18 protein-coding genes are annotated in these 19621 nt (G+C 38.8%); 3 read left to right on the forward strand and 15 right to left on the reverse strand.

From position 1 onward, the window contains the following. Positions 1-140: 140 nt before the first annotated feature. The 7 genes from IGJ99_RS11995 to arfA form a co-directional block, all read right to left on the reverse strand. Entirely contained in the window at positions 141-1106 is a 966-nt protein-coding gene (locus IGJ99_RS11995) for a glycoside hydrolase family 43 protein (protein ID WP_153830067.1), read from the reverse strand. After that, positions 1103-2635 (reverse strand): alpha-N-arabinofuranosidase, encoded by a 1533-nt coding sequence (locus IGJ99_RS12000; RefSeq protein WP_153830066.1) that lies wholly within the window; start codon positions 2633-2635, stop codon positions 1103-1105. The genes IGJ99_RS11995 and IGJ99_RS12000 overlap by 4 nt, the downstream gene beginning before the upstream one ends. Further along, positions 2632-3207 (reverse strand): DUF624 domain-containing protein, encoded by a 576-nt coding sequence (locus tag IGJ99_RS12005; RefSeq protein WP_023520307.1) that lies wholly within the window; start codon positions 3205-3207, stop codon positions 2632-2634. Before IGJ99_RS12005 ends, IGJ99_RS12000 begins: the two co-directional genes overlap by 4 nt. Before the next feature lie 4 nt (positions 3208-3211). Continuing rightward, positions 3212-4075, reverse strand: coding sequence for a carbohydrate ABC transporter permease (locus IGJ99_RS12010; RefSeq protein ID WP_010736672.1), 864 nt, complete (start codon positions 4073-4075; stop codon positions 3212-3214). 14 nt (positions 4076-4089) lie between these two features. Next, positions 4090-4986, reverse strand: coding sequence for a carbohydrate ABC transporter permease (locus IGJ99_RS12015; protein WP_010736673.1), 897 nt, complete (start codon positions 4984-4986; stop codon positions 4090-4092). A gap of 214 nt (positions 4987-5200) precedes the next feature. Next, positions 5201-6472, reverse strand: coding sequence for an ABC transporter substrate-binding protein (locus IGJ99_RS12020; RefSeq protein WP_010736674.1), 1272 nt, complete (start codon positions 6470-6472; stop codon positions 5201-5203). A gap of 13 nt (positions 6473-6485) precedes the next feature. Next, a complete protein-coding gene (arfA, locus tag IGJ99_RS12025) occupies positions 6486-7991 on the reverse strand; it encodes an arabinosylfuranosidase ArfA (protein WP_409173604.1) in 1506 nt (501 codons plus the stop codon). A 203-nt stretch (positions 7992-8194) separates the two neighbouring features. On the opposite strand from arfA, the gene IGJ99_RS12030 reads away from it, so the two are divergent. Both IGJ99_RS12030 and IGJ99_RS12035 read left to right on the forward strand, forming a co-directional pair. Next, positions 8195-9085, forward strand: a complete 891-nt coding sequence (locus tag IGJ99_RS12030) for an ArsR/SmtB family transcription factor (RefSeq protein WP_019723205.1) — start codon at positions 8195-8197, stop codon at positions 9083-9085. Between the two features lie 654 nt (positions 9086-9739). After that, positions 9740-10078, forward strand: coding sequence for a RidA family protein (locus tag IGJ99_RS12035; protein ID WP_023520310.1), 339 nt, complete (start codon positions 9740-9742; stop codon positions 10076-10078). Between the two features lie 266 nt (positions 10079-10344). On the opposite strand, the gene nadE is transcribed toward IGJ99_RS12035, so the two are convergent. The 3 genes from nadE to IGJ99_RS12050 form a co-directional block, all read right to left on the reverse strand. Continuing rightward, on the reverse strand, positions 10345-11172 hold the full coding sequence (nadE, locus tag IGJ99_RS12040; RefSeq protein WP_023520311.1) for an ammonia-dependent NAD(+) synthetase: 828 nt from the start codon (positions 11170-11172) through the stop codon (positions 10345-10347). 12 nt (positions 11173-11184) lie between these two features. Continuing rightward, positions 11185-12657, reverse strand: a complete 1473-nt coding sequence (locus IGJ99_RS12045; RefSeq protein ID WP_010736679.1) for a nicotinate phosphoribosyltransferase — start codon at positions 12655-12657, stop codon at positions 11185-11187. A gap of 467 nt (positions 12658-13124) precedes the next feature. Beyond that, on the reverse strand, positions 13125-13484 hold the full coding sequence (locus IGJ99_RS12050; RefSeq protein WP_023520312.1) for a DUF1827 family protein: 360 nt from the start codon (positions 13482-13484) through the stop codon (positions 13125-13127). 191 nt (positions 13485-13675) lie between these two features. On the opposite strand from IGJ99_RS12050, the gene IGJ99_RS12055 reads away from it, so the two are divergent. Beyond that, positions 13676-14428, forward strand: a complete 753-nt coding sequence (locus IGJ99_RS12055) for a MerR family transcriptional regulator (RefSeq protein WP_010736681.1) — start codon at positions 13676-13678, stop codon at positions 14426-14428. A gap of 43 nt (positions 14429-14471) precedes the next feature. Here the strand turns inward: IGJ99_RS12055 and IGJ99_RS12060 are convergent, their stop codons facing one another. From IGJ99_RS12060 to groES, 5 genes are all read right to left on the reverse strand, one after another. Beyond that, entirely contained in the window at positions 14472-15395 is a 924-nt protein-coding gene (locus IGJ99_RS12060; RefSeq protein WP_023520313.1) for a LacI family DNA-binding transcriptional regulator, read from the reverse strand. Positions 15396-15411: 16 nt separating this feature from the next. Continuing rightward, complete coding sequence (locus tag IGJ99_RS12065; RefSeq protein WP_010736683.1) at positions 15412-15684, reverse strand: hypothetical protein; 273 nt, start codon at positions 15682-15684, stop codon at positions 15412-15414. 72 nt (positions 15685-15756) lie between these two features. Next, positions 15757-17166 (reverse strand): PTS sugar transporter subunit IIC, encoded by a 1410-nt coding sequence (locus IGJ99_RS12070; RefSeq protein WP_438770857.1) that lies wholly within the window; start codon positions 17164-17166, stop codon positions 15757-15759. 329 nt (positions 17167-17495) lie between these two features. Then, positions 17496-19112: a chaperonin GroEL gene (gene groL, locus IGJ99_RS12075; protein WP_438770858.1), complete on the reverse strand. Its 1617-nt coding sequence runs from the start codon at positions 19110-19112 to the stop codon at positions 17496-17498. Between the two features lie 36 nt (positions 19113-19148). Continuing rightward, entirely contained in the window at positions 19149-19433 is a 285-nt protein-coding gene (groES, locus tag IGJ99_RS12080; protein ID WP_019723198.1) for a co-chaperone GroES, read from the reverse strand. Between the last annotated feature and the right edge of the window lie 188 nt (positions 19434-19621).

A 19621-nucleotide genomic window follows, 5' to 3' on the forward strand; every position in this document is an offset into this window, starting at 1 on the left:
ATCTGAGCCAGAATGAGGTTCATTCTGACCCAGATTTGATTTTGCACAACTCATCAGTCCTTATTGACAAAGAGCCAATTTTGAACAACAAATTGTGGCTATTACCGCTTATTTCTTGAAGGGCTTTATTGAAATGATGCTCAAATATCAGCCGAATACGCAACTGGTTCACCAAAAACTGGGAATCCCTCTGTGTCCCACGAAAATACTTGTGCGTTGGCATGACGATTGGGATTGTTCAGAGGATCGATTCCTTCATTTTTTTCTGGTCGTGCATGGTAAACTAATACATCTTCTTTGCCATCTTCTGAGAGAGTAAAGGAGTTATGTCCCGGTCCAAACTGCTTATTTTTCTCCGAAGAGACAAAGACAGGTTCAGGATTTTTATGCCAAGAATAACCGTCAAGTAGATCCGCTGACTCTTCTGCCCACAGCAAACCCATTGCATAATTTTCATCCGTGGCACTCCCTGAGTAAGTGATGAATATTTTCCCGTTACGAACCAGTACGGCTGGTCCTTCATTGACTGCAAATCCTTGCTTTTCCCAAGAAAATTCTGGGATGGCTAATAATAGTTGTTTTCCGGTCAGTGTCCAAGGATTTGCCATTTCTGATAAATAGAGATTGGAGTTTCCCGGAATACGCGGGTCTAATTGCGCCCAAACATAATACAACTTTCCTTGATGTGTAAAAGTCGTGCCGTCTAAACTAAACGTGTCTGTAGCAGTGATGATTTGCCCTTTTTCTTCCCAATCAGTATTCATTGGGTCAATGGACGTGTTTTCAAGAACGAACATCCGATGGTGATGATCCCGATCACGAATCTCTGCATGATCACTGGCTGCAAAATAGATATACCACTTTCCTTGGATATAATGGATTTCTGGTGCCCAGATCAACTGACTCATGGGTCCAGTTTTAGGTGCATGCCAAACCAGTAACTTTTCTGCATGCTTCAAGCCATCGATCGTTTTCGCACGTCTCAATTCGATGGACTGATAACCAGGTAGAGAACCCGTAAAATAATAGTAGCCGTCCGTATGTTTGTAGATCCAAGGATCGGCTCGTTCAAGGACGATTGGATTAGCATAAGTTGTTTTTTTCATAAAGGTTCCTCACATTTTTTTAGTCTGATGACATTCCAAGAATATGCTTCAAGCACCATATGGATCGTGTTCTTTTCATTTACATCGATTACTTGTTCTATCGGCTGGATCGTATTCGGAGCGTCTTTCGTATTTTTATCTAGTAAATGATCACTTTTTACGACTAGTTGGACTGCTTTAGTCTCCAGCTCAAAATCATGCGTTGTCGTAATGGACACTTTCTCTTCTGTGCGATTCACTAGAAACAGTACGATTTCTTGCTCATTTTCGACAACTACGCTATCAATGATCGGCACTTCTTTTCCAGTATCACATTCATATGTGGGACAAAACGTTTGTTGATCTAATACAGTGCCTTTCGCATATTTTGCCAGATGTTGCATCACATAATAGGTCGGATTTACCCATGCGATCCCATTTTTCTCTGTTAGGATAAGCGGGATGGTATTGACTAAAAGCGATTGGCAAGCAATTTTGACACGATCTGCATGCCGTAAAATCGCAAGACCTAACGTGCCGAACAGTAATGTATCTTCCATGGTGAACTGGCACCAATCGATTGGTGACCCCTCTTGGAATTTTTGATAGGTTTGTTCTGGTTGGCTATGAACATTCCATTCATCAAAAGCTAAGTACATCGTCTTGTCACTGCGTAGATAGCCTTTCACATAGTCACACGTCGCAATGATCTCTTCGATTTGTCGATCAAACCGTTCCGCTTTAGCTAAGTAAGTTTTGGTATCTGCTCGCTCATTTTTTGGAGGTTTAGTCAAATCTTCTTCGTCATATTTATCGATGTAATTATGCAAAGCAATATAATCAACGTTTTCATATGCTTCTTCTAAAGCGATTCGGTCCCATTCAGGATAAGACGCTAAGCGTGGCGTCGAACTACCGACTAAAATCGTTTCGATCGATTCATCGACTAATTTCATCGCTTTGGCAGATTCATTGGCTAACCTGCCATACTCATAGGCACTTTTTGCGCCAATTTGCCAAGGACCGTCTAACTCATTTCCTAAGCACCAAAGTTTCACGTTAAAAGGTTGCTCTTGTCCGTTTTGTTTGCGTAACTCACTCCAAGAGGTTCCTTGAGGAAAATTACAATACTCTACTAGATTACGCGCATCATCGATTCCTTTTGTGCCTAGATTCACCGTCATGATTGGCTCCGCTTCTACCATGTCTAACCATTTGAAAAATTCATGTAGCCCGAATGTATTTGGTTCGATTCCTTGCCATGCAAGATCGATTTTTTTTGGACGCTCGGTGACTGGACCAATCGTATCTTGCCAGTCATATCCTGAAGTAAAATTCCCTCCAGGATAACGGATCACCCCTAAAGACAGTTCTTTTACATAAGAAAGCACGTCCTGTCGAAAGCCATTCTTATCCGCGGTCGGATGTTCTGGTTCAAATATTCCGTTATACACGACACTTCCCATATGTTCAACAAAAGAACCGAAGAGTCGTGGACTGATAGCTCCTTTAGAAAATCCTTGACGTACCTTTAATTCAACTTTTTTCATTGCCACACTCCTTTCCTATTTATGTTTCCCACTAAATGATTGATCAACCACCAAACCCCACCTGCTAATACAAAAATAATCGGCGGAAACATAAACACAAGCACAAGAAAAACTAATAATATGCCACAACATACAAGATTCTTCAAAAAGTTGGTCAACACCCACAACGTACTTTCTTGAAAAAGTTCCTTTCCGGAAAGAGCGTCATTTTGGGCAAGAGAACTACACCAAGAAAGTAAAAACATCGTAAAAACCAACATTGTTACATACCCACAAATCACTAACCAAATAGCAGATTCTTGCAAAATAAGATTCATCGCAAAATAACTGATGATGGTCACGCAACTCATCACTAATTGAAGGAAAAACTTACGCTTAAAGCCCTGAAAAAAGGAATAGCAAACATGCCCTGATTCGCCATTCTTCCATTTATTCAACGCTGTAAAGACCCCTGTTGTGGCTGGTACTACTGTGACTAAAGGCAAAGAAACGACGACCCATAAAATCCCTAATAAGATATGATCGGAAATTTGGATCAATTGACCATACCATTTTGTTTCGACTAATTTCATCTTCTCACTCTTTCATGCCAGACATTGCAGTTCCTTGTACAAAGTATTTTTGAGCAAAAATATAAATGATCAACAATGGCAACATCGAAATAACTGTTCCTGCCATCACCGGTCCATAAAATGATATATTTTGTCCGGTGAATAAAGCTAATCCTGCAGGTAACGTCCGCATTTTCGAACTTGTTGTCAAAATCAGTGGATACAATAAATCATTCCAACTGTTCATCAACGTAAAGATTGCTAGTGATAGAAGTGTTGGCTTGCTCAAAGGCAACATGATCTTCAAGAAAATCTTGAACTCACCTAACCCGTCAATACGTGCGGCTTCTTCCAATGAATCTGGTAAAGTCACAAAAAACGACCGCATCATAAATATCCCAAAAGCAGTAGTCATCCGAGGAATGATCAATCCGGCATACGTATCTAACATACCTAAAAAGTTTGCTTGGATGAACAGTGGGATCATGAAGACTTGAAATGGGATCATCATCGTTAACAAAACAAAGTAAAACAACACCGATTTCCCTTTGAAGCGCATCCGAGCAAAAGCATACCCTGCAAGAGAATCAAAGAAAACAGAAGTGATCACTGTCCCACCTGCAAAGATCACTGTGTTTTTGATGTAATCTAACAACGGAATAGTCGTCCAAACCTTGATATAATTCTCAAAGGTATATTCATCTGCAAAAATTCTCGGGGGAAAAGAAATAATGTCTTTTTCATATTTGAACGAGGAAATGATCAACCATAGAAAAGGAAAAGCGATAATCAATAATACGAGTAACATTCCGACGACACGCAACCATTTCTTTCCATCAAACTTTTTCCGACGATTCGTTGAAACTGCTGTATAACTTTCCGAAAGCATATTATTACTCCCCCCTATTTCATCTGTTTTTCTTTTCTTGACATATATAAATTGGTCGAAATTGCCAGCACAGCTACAATGACAAACAGTACTGAAGATAATGCGGAAGCATAGCCTAACTCATATGGAGCGGTGAAGCCGCGACTATAAATGTATTGGACAGCTGTTTCCGTTTTGAATTGTGGTCCGCCGTTCGTTGCCACATATACTTGGTCAAACACTTGCATGGAACCAATCAGGTTGGTCAAGATACAAAAACCAAGAGATGGGACGATCTGCGGTAACGTGATATTAAAGAATTGTTGACGATTGGTTGCTCCATCCATTTGCGCTGATTCGTAAAGCGAAGGGGAGATTCCTTGAATAGCAGTGATCAGGATCGTCATCGTGACACCGAAATTTTTCCAAACCGTCATCAGCGCAACTGTTGGCATTGCTAATGTTGGATCACGGAAAAATTGTGGAATCGGCAAACCTACTTGTGAGAAAAGGTAAGGGATAGCCCCAACGTTTGGGTCAAGCAACATTGAAAAGATGATTGCAATGGATGTTAAGGAACAAATAACAGGGATATAAAAAGTTGAGCGACAAAAGCGATTGAAACGAGTATTCTTTGACAAGATCACCGCAGCTAATAAACCAACGATAATCTGTGTTGGTGTTTCAAGTAAGGTAAAATACAACGTATGGAAAAGTGAATTGACCGCACGTTCATCCCCAAAGATCCGCAAAAAATTATCCATGCCTACGAACTCTCTTGAAGTAAAAAAGATGTTCAAATCAGTAAAACTGATCGCAAATGTACCAATCAGTGGCACCACTGTGAATAACAGTAGAATCAAAAAGGATGGCACTAAAAACAAATAAGCCGCTCGATCCGGTCGGTTCCAGTATCTGGTGAATGCTTTCATTTCGTCTATTTCCCCTCTTTCTTATTCGATGGATTCCTTGATGAACAGTTCAAGCGATGAAAAATCAGCCCAAGAAAGGAAAGAAGTTTTTCTCGAAAAAGGAAAGCGAAAGCAATAAATATGTTTTTGCAATTTATAGGACTTTCGCCTTATCCTCTAGGAGATTCCTTCTATTTCTTTCGTTGTTTTGATTTCATTGTGAACTGTTACTCGATTATTCCTTCAATAGATCATTGATCTGATCATCTGCATCATTCATGAGTTGCTCTGGATCTTCACCAGCCAACAATTTTTCGATCAATGGATTAATGATGTCATTATTGATTGCTGCGATTTTCGTGAATCCTGGTAGATAAGGTTCAGCATATTCCATTTGTTTGGATAGTTCCGATACGATAGGATCATTCTTCACTTCTTCATCTTCTGCGACAGATGATAAGTAGGCAGGGAAGCCATTTTCAATACTCCATTTTTTACCGATTTCACTTGTGTTCCAGTATTTTAGGAATTCATAGATTGCCTCTTTTTTGTCACTATCTGTACTTGCTGGGATTGCATAACCAACACCATCTAAAATCGCTGTTTTTTCACCGTCCGCACTTGCTTGCGGTAATGTCGTTACACCATAATCGATTTCGTTTGCTTTCAAGCCGTTATTCAACCACGGTCCGTTGATGATGATCGATAATTGTCCAGCGTTCATCAAATTATCCATTTCTGCTCCTGAAATCGATTCTGGTCCTGCTTTATCGACATGGATCATTTTTTGGATGGCTGTTAGTGTTTCAAGATTTTCTGGTGAAGCAAACTCAGATTTTGTATAGTCATCGCTGACAAGTTTTCCTCCATTTGCCTTCATCCAGTTATAAAGTGGTGCAGTACCGTCTTTATTGAAGACAAAACCTGAGACATTTTTACTACTATCGGTCAGTTGTGGAGCCATCTCTGTTAATTCTGTCCAAGTAGTTGGTGGTGTTGTTTCATCCAAGCCAGCTTGTTTGAATAATTCTTTGTTCCAATACATATACATCCCTTGTACTTGCATCGGAATAAAGTATTGCTGATCATCCACCATTCCTAGATCTACCGCAGTATCTTTGAAATCTCCTTTATCCACACCGTCATATTCCCAGAAATCATCTACAGGCTGCACAGCCCCATTCTCCACATATTGAGCAAAATCAGCGTAGTTCAGTGCAACAAAATCTGGCGCTTTTCTCGAAGAAATAGCCGTTGGTAATTTTTCATTCAAATTAGCCCATGTCATCACATCCATCTCAATCGTGATGTTTTTGTCATTATTCTTATTAAAATCATTGACGATCTCTTGTAAGATCTCTCCGTCAGAAGCTGTAAACCCATTCCAAAAAGAGAGTGTGACTTCTCCGTCATTTTTACTTTGAGAAGAAGCACCACCGCCACAAGCACCTAATATTCCAGTCGCAGCTAACAACAATGAACCAATCATCAATTTTTTTCCTCGCATCTCTATCTCCTCCTTATTTGTTCGGGGTCAAGCTTGTACGGATCACATTCCAAGATAACGGTTTCAATTTGCAATTCAACTGATTTTCTTTATGTTCGTAGGCTTTTGAAGACACAGGTTTGATTTGCTCATTTCCTGCTTGATTGACCGCTTTGATTTCATAGCCAGACATCTCTGAAAAATCAATGACTTCCTTAATCTTTAAGTCAGAAAATTGTAGATCTAAACTCATCTCTTCTTCTCCACGATTCACTGCAAAGATCACCAACTCATTTTTTTCTTCATTCAGCACCGCGATACTTTCTAAATATGGAACTGTATCAAATTCACTCGTTGCATACGTATCGACAGTGATTTCAGGTCGTAAAGCAATACCTTGCCCTAAAGTCGCGACTTGCATAAATGGATAATAGATTGTTTGACGCCATGCTTCACCGTCTTCTTCTGTCATGATCGGAGCAATTACGTTGACTAGCTGCGCCAGACAAGCAATTTTTACTCGATCAGAATGTTTTAACAAAGTGATCAATAAACAGCCCAATACTAAAGCATCCTCAAAATTATAGTGATCTTCTAATAAAGGTGGGGCCACTTGCCATGGCTTGACTGTTTGATCATGTTCTGTCGAATGATACCAAATATTCCATTCATCAAAAGATAGATTGATTTGTTTCTTGCTGTGTTTTTTCGCCTTGATTGCATCACACATCGCAACAACACCAGAGATGAACTGATCCATATCGACTGAACGAGCTAAATAATTTTTCAAATCATTTGTTTGATTGCCATAATACTGATGCAATGAAAGATAATCGATTTGTTCATAGGCTTGATCCAATACAGTCAATTCCCACTCACCGAACGTCGGCATTTTACTATTCGAGCTACCACATAAAACGACTTCGATCGATTCATCGACAAGTTTCATTGCTTTTGCTGTTTCTTCTGCCAGCCGTCCATACTCCGCTGCTGTCTTATGACCGATTTGCCAAGGACCATCCATTTCATTGCCTAAACACCACGTCTTGATCGCAAAAGGTTCGGTTTGTCCATTTGCTATTCTTTGATCACTCCAATAAGTACCACTAGGATAATTGCAATATTCTACTAGATTTCTTGCAGCATCTAAGCCACGTGTTCCAAGATTGACAGCCATATTGATCTCAGCGCCCACTTCTTGACACCACGCAGCAAATTCATGCACACCCACTTGATTTGTTTCTAAAGATCGCCAAGCAAGGTCTAATCTTTTCGGCCGCTCCGTTATAGGCCCCACACTATCTTCCCAATTGAACCCAGAAACAAAATTCCCACCTGGATACCGGATCAATGGTACCGATAATTCTTTGACTAGCTCCATAACGTCTTGGCGAAATCCCTTATCATTTGCAGTCGGATGATCTGGTTGATAGATCCCTCCATACACTGCACGTCCCATATGCTCAATAAACGAGCCATACAAACGACGATCGATTTCCCCTATCTTTTGCACACGACTAACTGACATTACAGCTTCCATATGTCCCCTCCTTTAATTTATACATGAATCATATCTTTCTTTGAAAGCGTTGTCAATAATAATATTATTAAATATAAAAATATTTTTACATTATAATTAACATAAATGTTAATTATATATATTAGTTTTATGATATTAACCTATAAATTAATATTTATGTTAATATATAGTTAAACAAAAACCTAAATAAGAGGTGAAAAATCATGCAACTCCAAATCAATGAAGAATCGTTACCTGTTTATGAAGCTTTAGCTAGTAAAACAAGGATAAAAATCATCCAGTTACTTTCAAAAAACAAAATGAATATCAAAGAGCTTGCCCAAGCACTCGGTATCAGTAGCGCGATTACAACAATGCATGTAAAAAAACTTGAAGAAGCAAATATCATCAAATCTGAAAAAATAGGCCAAAAAAAAATTTCCAGCTTACGTGTCGATAAAATCAACATCACGTTTCCAGAAAAAATCTTCAATGCCTTTGATACGAAAGAAACATCGATCCCTATCGGTCATTATACCCGCTATTCGATCGAGCCGACATGCGGTCTGGCAACGATCCATGACTTTATCGGCAAAGTCGATGAACCACGTTATTTTGCCGATCCACGACGAATGGATGCTCGGATTCTGTGGTTTACAAGCGGATTTGTTGAATATCAAACACCAAACTTTTTAAACGAAGAAGATACCTTGGAAATGTTGGAATTGTCCGTTGAACTATCTTCCGAGTTTCCCTTTTCGAACGACAATTGGCCATCGGATATCACTTTCAGCCTAAACGGTGTGGAATTAGGTAACTGGACAAGCCCAGGAGATTTCGCAGACATTCGTGGAAAACATACCCCGGACTGGTATCCAGATAATCTAAACCAATACGGACTATTGAAAACAATCCGTATCACTAAACATTTGACCAATATCAACGGCGAACCATTATCTGAAATCACGATCAATGACATCCCAAGAAACGAAGACGTCTGGACCTTCCGCATCGAAGTCAAAGAAGACGCCAAAAACGTCGGTGGCTGCACCCTATTCGGCAAAGGCTTCGGCAACTACGACCAAGATATCAAGATGAAGGTGTATTATAGTTAAGGTTGTGAAAGAAGCGGTCAGCACTGAGTAATAAGACAGAATCATCGAAAATGGCTTTTTCATTTTTGATGGTTTTGACTTATTATTGAAGTGTTGCTTCTTGAACACCGTTTATCTAGGTTGTGAAAAAAGCGGTTTGACCTGAGCAGTAAGATGAGAAATCAGAAAATAGCTTTCCATATTTTTTGATTTTTCAGCTTAATGTTGAAGGTCAGCTTTTTGAACACCGTTTATCATAGGTTGTGAAAAAAGCGGTTTGACCTGAGCAGTAAGATGAGAAATCAGAAAATAGCTTTCCATATTTTTTGATTTTTCAGCTTAATGTTGAAGGTCAGCTTTTTGAACACCGTTTATCATAGGTTGTGAAAAAAGCGGTTTGACCTGAGCAGTAAGATGAGAAATCAGAAAATAGCTTTCCATATTTTTTGATTTTTCAGCTTAATGTTGAAGGTCAGCTTTTTGAACACCGTTTATCTAAGTTGTGAGAAAGCCGTTTAGCTCCAAGTAGTAAGGCAGAACTTGAGAAAATAGCTTCTCATATTTTTTCAAGTTTTGACTTACTATTGAAGGAGCTGGCTTTCGAACACTGTTTATCTAGGTTGTGAAAGAAGCGGTCAGCACCGAATAATAATATCAATGAAAAGGAGTAATTTTATGGCTATCTATTCAAATAGTGTTATGACAGATTCACCTTTATTATTTATTTCCGGACAGACACCTCAAAAAGAGGATTACATTCCCGATGGTATCGATGAGCAAATACAAATCGTTGTTGAAAAAATAAATTCCATCATTATGGATAACGAAGCGAGTACCCAAAATATTGTCAAAATGAACGTGTATTTAACTGATGCTTCCTTTTTAGGATCACTTAGGACGACACTTATAAAACTATATGGAGAAAATAAACCAGCAATGACAGTAGTAATAGTAGCTGGATTGATTGATCCAAGATTCAAAGTAGAAATAGATGCTATTGTCGCTATCAAATGATTTTCTTAAGGAACATCGATTTGTTTCAGACTGTCAAAGAGTGTCAATCAAGTATAGCCGATCCTATTTTGTTTCTTTCAATACTGACTCTTCCAATGTGGAAAACTTATTTTTTAAGCCTTCTTTTCTATGAGAATGAAGCAAAGCAATAAAAATCTTCACCTTAAAAATACACTGGAGAACAAAACGCGAATACAAACAAAAATAAACCGTTAATCCCTTGATCAACAAAGGATTAACGGTTCATTTGATTCGTTTATTTCACTTTATTTCCAAAAATCATCAAAGATCGAAATTGGCAAATGACGTTTATGCTGTGTTTTATTCCACCATTGCTCGATTTTTTGTTGTGCATCTACTGGAATTTCTTTCCCTTCCAAATAGTCGTCGATCTCATCATATGTGACACCTAATGCGACTTCATCGGCAATCATCGGCTTGCCTTCTTCAAGGTCAGCTGTTGGCACTTTGGTATAGAGATGTTCTGGCGCGTCTAAAGCCTTCAACAATGCTTTTCCTTGGCGTTTATTCAAGCGGAACAATGGCAAAATATCTGCCCCACCGTCTCCATATTTTGTAAAGAAACCAGTAATATTTTCAGCTGCGTGGTCGGTTCCGATCACAGCCCCTGCGCGTTGTCCAGCAACCGCATATTGTGTGATCATTCGTTGGCGCGCTTTGATATTTCCTTTATTGAAATCACTGATTTCCACACCTGCTTCAATCAATGCTTGCGTTTGCGCATCGACAGCGGGTTTGATATTTACACGTAATTGGACGTCTGGTTGGATAAAGTCTAACGCCGCTTTGGCATCTTCTTCATCTGCCTGTTCTCCATATGGCAAACGTACACCGATAAACTGGTAACTATCATCTTTCGTTTCTTCCCGCATTTCTTCCATTGCCAATTGTGCTAAACGTCCGGCTAAAGTAGAATCTTGTCCTCCACTGATACCTAAAACCAAGGTTTTTAAGAAGGGATTCTTTTTCAAATATTCTTTCATGAAATCGATACTCACACGAATTTCATTTTGAGGATCGATGACTGATTTCACGCCTAATTCTTCGATGATTGCTTGTTGTAAATGATTCATCTTCCATTCCTCCTATAGTTCACTCGTTAATTGTGTGACGCTTTTTTTCATTCGTTCCATGATTGCCATCTTATGATTCCAGCAATCTGTTGATAGATCCACAGGATATTTTTGCGGATTCAAATCACGTTTGTATTCTTCCCAAAGAGAATCTAAGTTTCCTCTGGTATACTCTTTGATTTCTTCTAATGTCGGTAAGTCATAGACTCTCGTTCCTTCAACAAAAATATCTTGTAAAATTGGCCGAGCTGTAAAATCACGAACAGTTTTATTGATAAAGGTATGTGTCGGGTGGAACATGAAGATCTCTTCTTCTTGTCGAGGATCTTCGTCCCATAGTGTCACATAATCGCCTTCTGATTTCCCATCAAAGTTACGAGTGATACGCCATACTTGTTTTTTACCTGGTGTAGTAACTTTTTCTGCATTGCTAGACAATTTGATCGTATCGATCATTTCACCTTGTTCATTTTCGATGGATACCAGTTTGAAGACTGCACCTAAAGCCGGTTGGTCATAGGCGGTGATCAACTTTGTTCCCACGCCCCAAACATCGATTTTTGCTTTTTGCATTTTTAAGTTTAAAATCGTCGCTTCATCTAAATCATTTGAGGCATAGATTTTTGCTTCTGTAAAACCAGCGGAATCTAATTGTTCTCTGACCCGTTTCGAAATATACGCCATATCACCACTATCGATACGTACGCCTTGGAAATTGATCTTGTTGCCAAGTTCTTTTGCCACACGGATCGCACTAGGAACACCCGATTTCAAGGTATCGTAAGTATCCACTAGAAAAACACAATCTTTATGTGTCTTTGCATACGCCATAAATGCTTCATAGTCATTCCCATAACTTTGAACAAGTGAATGAGCGTGGGTACCGCTTGCTGGAATCCCGAAAATTTTCCCTGCACGAACATTGCTCGTTGCATCTGCTCCACCAATATAAGCAGCACGAGTACCCCAAACCGCAGCATCCAATTCTTGCGCACGGCGTGTACCAAACTCCAATAATGGATCGTCACCGATCACTGATTTGATACGAGCCGCTTTCGTCGCGATCAACGTTTGAAAATTCACCATATTCAATAAGGCTGTTTCTACTAATTGACAATGGGCTAATGGGCCTTCCACTTGGATCAATGGCTCATTCGCAAAAACAAGTTCTCCTTCACGAGCGGAACGGACAGTCGCTTTGAATTTGAATTCACGTAAATACGTCAAAAAGCCTTCCGGATAAACAGCCATTTCGCGAAGATACGCAATATCTGTATCAGTAAATGTCAAGTTTTCTAAATAATCCACTAATCGTTCTAACCCTGCAAAAACAGCATAACCATGATTGAATGGCATCTCGCGGAAGTAACATTCAAAAACTGCATGTTTATCTGCTCTATCTAGTTCCCAGTAAGTCTGCATCATGTTGATCTGGTAAAGATCCGTATGTAGCGTCAAACTGTCATCTGAGTAAGTTGTCGTCATCTTTTTTATTGCTCCTCTTAGCCAATTTTCATTTCTTATCCATTATAACAAAAAAATACCCTAGTAAAAGAAATCTTGTTTTATTTTGTACAAAGTAAAGAAATAAGATAGGAGATTGTGAGAAAGCCGGGCAGCTCCGAGTAGTAAGGTAGAACTTGCAAAAATAGCTCCTCATATTTTTTGATTTTTCAGCTTAATGTTGAAGGTCAGCTTCTTGAACACCGTTTATCCAGGTTGTGAAAGAAGCGCTCAGCACTGAGTAATAAGACAGGAAAATCAAAAATGGCTTTTTCATTTTGGATTTTCTTGGCTTATTATTGAAGTGTTGCTTCTTGAACACCGTTTATCTAGGTTGTAAAAAAACGCCTAAATCCCAAAGATCAAACTATCTTGGAATTTAGGCGCTTTACTTCCTATCGCTTATTCAATTTAGGATCATCCATAACTTTCTTGCTGTATTGATCGAGCTATGCAATCGTTGCGATGGCTTGTTCTACAATGACGATATCCTTATTCGGCCGTTTGAACTGAACACCCGCTTCTTCTAATTCTTGCTTGACACCTACATGGATATTGACCGCTGATCGTTCTGTTTTCAACACTTTTTTGATTGCATAATCAATTTCCTGTTTAGTGATTTTCTTTTTTGTATTGATCATCACTAATTGGACTTGATTATAGGTATCGATCAACAAAATCTGTGTACGATCTAAAGAAAATAGTTTATAAAATCGAATAGCAGAATTTCTAAAAAAGAAATCAACGATTTTGGGATAAAAAGTTTTGATATTCAAGTTGCTCGTAATCGGAGTTTCAATCAGTTTCATACTTTTCCTCTTTTCTTAATTTTTTTACTCAATAAAATAAATCGCTTTCATAAAGACGATAAAAAAACAATTTGATTTCCCTCTCTTCGTTTAATAGTATAACATATAATCAATTAGATAAAAAAGATGATTTTTCACTTGACCTTCTCGTTACGTCAAGGATTATGCTAGTTTTGTCAGGAGGGAAAACAATGGAATACACAATTAAGAAAATGGCACAGCTCTCAGGCGTAAGTAGTCGTACACTACGTTTTTACGATGAAATTGATTTACTCAAACCCAAACGGATCAATTCAGCTGGTTATCGTATCTATGGTTCTCAAGAAATCGATCGTCTACAACAAATTTTATTTTATCGATCCTTAGATTTTCCACTGAACCAAATTCGCGAATTATTAGATGATCCTACCTTTGATCATCAACATGCACTCATCGAACATCAGAGAAAACTACTAGAGAAACGAGCAGAAATTGATACTCTCCTGGCAACCGTCCAACAAACATTAGCACAATTCAAAGGAGGAAAAAAGATGACTGACCAAGAAAAATTTGAAGGATTAAAAAAACAAAAAATAACTGAAAATGAAACAAACTATGGCACAGAGATCCGTGAAAAATACGGAGAAGAAACGATTGATAAAGCAAACGAACAATGGCAAAACCTTTCCCAAGAAAAATACCAAGAAATGCAAGAAGTTGAGCAACAATTACTAACGAATTTAACGTCTTATCTGTCTGACCAATCAAATCAGGCACTTGCAAAAGAAATTTTTGATGCACATAAAAAATGGCTATTATTTAGTTGGCCCACGTATCAAGCAGAAGCCCACAAAGGATTAGGTATGCTGTATATCTCAGATGAACGTTTTACTGAATACTATGATTCTCGCTGTGGTAAAGGCGCCGCTATAGCATTGAATGAGATCATTCAAGCTCATGCATAAATAAAAAAAGACAAATCCACAAAAAGGATTTGTCTTTTTTATTTCACGGACGTTGAATAAAAGTATACGGAATCTTTACTTGTTCGACTGTATCATTCAAAAACAAACGAAAAGCGGTTTCACCACATTGTTTCAAATGGTGATCAATTGTTGAAAAATTTAATAATTCACTGATCAGCATATTTTCCCTACCAACAATTGGTATTTTTTGTTTTTTGTAGCTTTGCAGGATTCCCGCTGCTACTGTGTCTGAATTCGTGAAAATGCCATCAATTCCTCGTTCCTTAAAAAATTCCCCTGCCATTTCCCCATGCTCGGTATCAATACACTGCCAGTAGACATCAGCTTCATTAAAGTCAGGAAAAATCTCTTTACACAGTTTTAATGTGATTTTCGAATTGTAACTCATTCGACCGGTTCTTCCTAAGGTGACACCTAAACGTTTGACACCTTGATCTTTTAAAAAGGATAAGCCATCAGTAATCGATTGTTTGCGATCAATATAGACACTCATTACTTCCAAGTCTTCGATCTTTTCGCAAAAGACGATAGGGCCATAGCGTTGATAATCAAGCAACAACTCTAAGGGATTTGCTCTTGATGTAATGATCAATCCGTCAAATGCTTTCGCCGCAAACTCTTCTAAATATTGTTGTTCCCGTTTTATTTGGTAGTTTGTTGGCAACAACGTCACTTTATAGCCCTCACTAAAAGCGACTTCAATGATTCCACTGAGCAACTGATCAAAATATGGGTGATTTGTGTAAGGTAAAATGACACCAATATTTTTAGTTTTTCCAGAACTTAGTTGTCTGGCATTGGCATTCGGTACATAATTTAATTCTTTGATCACTTTCAAGATCTCTGTTCGTTTCGCTTCATCGACATAAGGATGTTGATTGATGACACGGGATACCGTCGAAACAGAATATCCTGTTCGTTTGGCTATATCTCGGATGTTTGCCATGACTACTGTTCGCCACCTATACAAAAAGATTTTCTTGTAGATAGTCTACCACAGCAGGTCCACATTCGAAAAATTGATACAATGTTCCTTGGTCATAGAAACTGATTCGTTGACCACCCCAATAATTATCCTTGGTCAAACCAGAAATATCTGCTAAATTGATTTTTTTGATCACCGATCGATTAAGGCCTTGAAAACTAGACAACACGAGCATGGAATCTTTAAACTCAACAAATGCGTAAAAACATTGATTCTTGGTGCCTTGCGTTGCTTTGATATAGGTATTCATAAGAAGCCCTCCTTTATTTATGCTTTGAGTATACGGTATGAAACGCGTCTCATAGCAAGGAGTTTGCTTCTTTTATTCTTCTGGTTCACCTAGATTAGGATCTAAATGGTTTGCAGCCAAGATAAATGGTGCCCAAATCAAAGCAGCGACTAAGAGATTGACGATCGTCAAGACAATGGCACGCCAGTCACCTGCGGTTGCTAAGAACCCACTGATAATCGTTGGCATGACCCAAATCACATTTACCACCACTGGGCGAACAAGGCCTGCCATTGTCGCAAAGTAAGCAATGGTTGCCGTTACAAGTGGTGCGACGATGAATGGGATCATCAACAATGGATTCAATACGACTGGTAGACCAAACATCACTGGTTCATTGATATTGAACAAACCAGGAGCAATCCCTAGCTTACCAACTGTTTTATAATCGGCACGTTTTGATAAAAATAAAATCATGACGATCAATACCAACGTTACGCCGGCACCACCAGGCCATACGAATGCTTCAAATGAACCTGCTACCCATTTGAAGGGGATTGGCTCATTATTTTGAAAGGCATTGGTATTTTCGACCATCGCTGTACCATAAAGTGTCTGTAACACTGGTGACATGATATTTGTTCCATGTAATCCAAAGAACCAAAGCACATGAACAAGTAACACGATAATAAACACTGCGCCATACCCTTGCGATAAATTCATCAAAGGTTTTTGAATCGCTTCAGAGATCCAGTCAATCAATGGTACTCCTGCTGTTTGTCGGAAGATATAATTGATCGTTCCCACAACATATAAAGAAACAACTGCAGGAATGATTGCGGCAAAAGCACGTGCAACTGCTGGTGGCACTGATTCTGGCATTCTGATAATAATTTTTTTACGCATCAATAGTGCAAAAATGATAACAGAAATAAAACCAAAGATCATAGCTGTAAAAAGACCAGAACCACCCATGTATTTCCCAAAGTTGAAATAACCCCATGCGCCCATCGAAAGCGTCTGTCCACCACCATCAGTACCATCAGCAATCACGCCGCCTGCGGTAGTGATCATGTCCATAGCATCTTGTGACAATTTTTCTGGCAACGTCAAAACAGCTGTGGCAGCATCAGGTAATCCAATAATAAATGCAACTAAAGATACAATACTTCCTGATACAGGGTCCACTTCATATGCCTTTGCCAAATTTGCGCCTAGTGACAATGCGAATACGACTGCCATAATCGCTAACGTCCCATTCCAAATCAGGCCATTGACACCAATTACTGGTGTAAAAAAAGTCGTAATGGCATTCCCTTCACCTAGATACGTGTTAGGAAAATCACGCATAAACGCATTCAATAGCACCGCAATTGCCCCAGCCATCGTTGCCGGCATGGTTCCAATAAACGCATCACGTAAAGCAACCAGATGCTTTTCCGAACCAATCTTCGTGGCAACTGGCAAGATATATCTCTCCATCCATTCCATCAATTTATTCATTTTCATCCTCCTACAATTCGATCTTCCATCATTATGAATGCGTATACATTATAATGATATCACAAATATAGCATAACTTTGTGAACTTCGCTAGCGAAAGAGTGAAAGAAATGTTAAAGGAAATAAATTTTCTTCCATAGATTAAATCGATGAAATAATAATACAACAATTTGATGATTGGCTTGTCAATTTAGTGATTTGCCCATTTTTTATTTACAATATGAATGCACAATCTCATTACGTCACACTCAATTTTACCCTGTTTATGCTTTTTTCTAAGAAGACAAAAAAAAGAAGAACCTTGATTGAACAAGGTTCTTCTGGAGTTATTACATCATGCCGCCCATCATTGATGGATCCATAGCTGGTGCTGCTGGTTCTGGTTTATCTGCCACAACTGCTTCAGTTGTTAATAGTAATGCAGATACAGATGCTGCATTTTGTAATGCTGAACGAGTTACTTTTGTTGGGTCAACGATTCCGGCTTCCACCATGTTTACCCATTCACCAGTTGCTGCATTGAATCCTGTTCCTAAATCAACATTTTTCAATTTATCAACAATAACTGATCCTTCATAACCAGCATTTTCAGCAATTTGGCGAATTGGTTCTTCTAATGCACGAGTAACGATCTTGATACCTGTTGCTACGTCGCCTTCTGCTTCGATCATCGCTACTTTGTTGATCACGTTCACTAATGCTGTACCACCACCAGAGACCATGCCTTCTTCAACAGCAGCACGAGTAGCGTTCAAAGCATCTTCAATACGTAGTTTCAATTCTTTTAATTCTGTTTCAGTTGCTGCTCCGACTTTTACGACTGCTACTCCGCCGGCAAGTTTCGCTAAGCGTTCTTGTAATTTTTCACGGTCAAAGTCTGAAGTTGTTTCAGCGATTTGGTTTTTGATCAATTGAACACGTGCATCAATAGCTGTTTTATCGCCTGAACCTTCAACGATCGTTGTGTTGTCTTTATCCACAACAACTTTTGAAGCATTTCCTAAGTTTTCGATTGTTGCATCTTTCAATTCTAATCCTAGGTCATCTGTGATCACTGTACCACCAGTCAAGACAGCAATATCTTCTAACATTGCTTTACGACGGTCGCCGAAACCTGGTGCTTTTACAGCAACAACATTGAATGTTCCACGGATTTTATTCAATACCAATGTTGGTAATGCTTCGCCATCCACGTCATCAGCAATGATCAATAAAGGACGTGATTGTTGTAAGATTTGTTCTAATAAAGGTAAGATATCTTGGATATTTGAAATTTTCTTGTCAGTGATCAACAAGTATGGATTTTCCAAAACAGCTTCCATTTTGTCGTTGTCTGTTACCATATATTGTGACAAGTAACCACGGTCAAATTGCATACCTTCTACGACATCTAATTCTGTTTCGATTCCTTTAGATTCTTCAATTGTGATGACACCGTCATTGCCGACTTTTTCCATTGCATCCGCAATCAAACGGCCCACTTGTTCTGAACCAGAAGAAACAGCCGCAACTTGTGCAATAGCCTCTTTTGAGTCAACAACAGTTGAGATGTTGTGTAATTCTTCCACTGCTGTTTTAGTGGCTAATTCGATCCCACGACGAATACCTAATGGATTAGCACCAGCTGTGACGTTTTTCAAACCTTCACGGACAATTGCTTGAGTCAATACAGTCGCTGTCGTTGTACCATCTCCAGCGATATCATTTGTTTTTGATGCAACTTCTGAAACTAATTTTGCACCCATGTTTTCAAAATGATCTTCTAATTCGATTTCTTTTGCAATCGTCACACCGTCATTTGTGATCAATGGAGAACCATATGATTTTTCTAAAACAACATTACGGCCTTTTGGTCCTAATGTCACTTTTACTGTATCTGCTAATTTATCTACACCACGTAACATTGCTGCACGTGCATCTTCTGCAAATTTTAATTCTTTTGCCATTTTTTCGTCACCTCATCAATTATTTTTGTTTTGTACTTACTCAACAATCGCCATGATATCTTTTCCAGAGACGATCAAATATTCTGTTCCTTCAAATTTCACTTCTGTACCGGCATATTTTTCAAACATTACTTGGTCGCCTACTTTAATAGCTGCAGGAACTTTTTCACCGTTTTCTAGCAAACGTCCCTCACCCACTGCTACAACTGTTCCAGTTTGAGGTTTCTCTTTCGCTGATGAAGCTAAAACGATTCCTCCAACAGTTTTTTCTTCTTCTTGCGCGACTTCAATGATGACGCGATCACCTAATGGTTTTAACACGATAAATCCCTCCGATAACTCTTTTTTTGAATCCATTAGCACTCTATCACATCGAGTGCTAACCTACATTTTTAATAATACTCATTCTCCTATTCTTTTGCAAGCTTTTTAAATCATAGAAAAAAAATTTTTAAAGAAGATTGTGAAAAAGCCGATCAGCTCCAAGTATTAAGGCAAAATTTGAGAAA

The sequence above is a fragment of the Enterococcus sp. AZ095b genome (genome assembly GCF_051714725.1).
GTDB lineage: Bacteria > Bacillota > Bacilli > Lactobacillales > Enterococcaceae > Enterococcus_B > Enterococcus_B pernyi.

Coding starts and splice junctions, on each gene's coding strand:
- IGJ99_RS12020 (WP_010736674.1), bottom strand. CDS start 6,472: ATGCGAGGAAAAAAATTGATGATTGGTTCATTGTTGTTAGCTGCGACT.
- IGJ99_RS12035 (WP_023520310.1), top strand. CDS start 9,740: ATGGCTATCTATTCAAATAGTGTTATGACAGATTCACCTTTATTATTT.
- arfA (WP_409173604.1), bottom strand. CDS start 7,991: ATGGAAGCTGTAATGTCAGTTAGTCGTGTGCAAAAGATAGGGGAAATC.
- IGJ99_RS11995 (WP_153830067.1), bottom strand. CDS start 1,106: ATGAAAAAAACAACTTATGCTAATCCAATCGTCCTTGAACGAGCCGAT.
- IGJ99_RS12030 (WP_019723205.1), top strand. CDS start 8,195: ATGCAACTCCAAATCAATGAAGAATCGTTACCTGTTTATGAAGCTTTA.
- IGJ99_RS12045 (WP_010736679.1), bottom strand. CDS start 12,657: ATGACGACAACTTACTCAGATGACAGTTTGACGCTACATACGGATCTT.
- IGJ99_RS12065 (WP_010736683.1), bottom strand. CDS start 15,684: ATGAATACCTATATCAAAGCAACGCAAGGCACCAAGAATCAATGTTTT.
- IGJ99_RS12060 (WP_023520313.1), bottom strand. CDS start 15,395: ATGGCAAACATCCGAGATATAGCCAAACGAACAGGATATTCTGTTTCG.
- IGJ99_RS12055 (WP_010736681.1), top strand. CDS start 13,676: ATGGAATACACAATTAAGAAAATGGCACAGCTCTCAGGCGTAAGTAGT.
- IGJ99_RS12015 (WP_010736673.1), bottom strand. CDS start 4,986: ATGAAAGCATTCACCAGATACTGGAACCGACCGGATCGAGCGGCTTAT.
- IGJ99_RS12000 (WP_153830066.1), bottom strand. CDS start 2,635: ATGAAAAAAGTTGAATTAAAGGTACGTCAAGGATTTTCTAAAGGAGCT.
- groL (WP_438770858.1), bottom strand. CDS start 19,112: ATGGCAAAAGAATTAAAATTTGCAGAAGATGCACGTGCAGCAATGTTA.
- IGJ99_RS12050 (WP_023520312.1), bottom strand. CDS start 13,484: ATGAAACTGATTGAAACTCCGATTACGAGCAACTTGAATATCAAAACT.
- IGJ99_RS12010 (WP_010736672.1), bottom strand. CDS start 4,075: ATGCTTTCGGAAAGTTATACAGCAGTTTCAACGAATCGTCGGAAAAAG.
- IGJ99_RS12005 (WP_023520307.1), bottom strand. CDS start 3,207: ATGAAATTAGTCGAAACAAAATGGTATGGTCAATTGATCCAAATTTCC.
- IGJ99_RS12070 (WP_438770857.1), bottom strand. CDS start 17,166: ATGAATAAATTGATGGAATGGATGGAGAGATATATCTTGCCAGTTGCC.
- nadE (WP_023520311.1), bottom strand. CDS start 11,172: ATGAATCATTTACAACAAGCAATCATCGAAGAATTAGGCGTGAAATCA.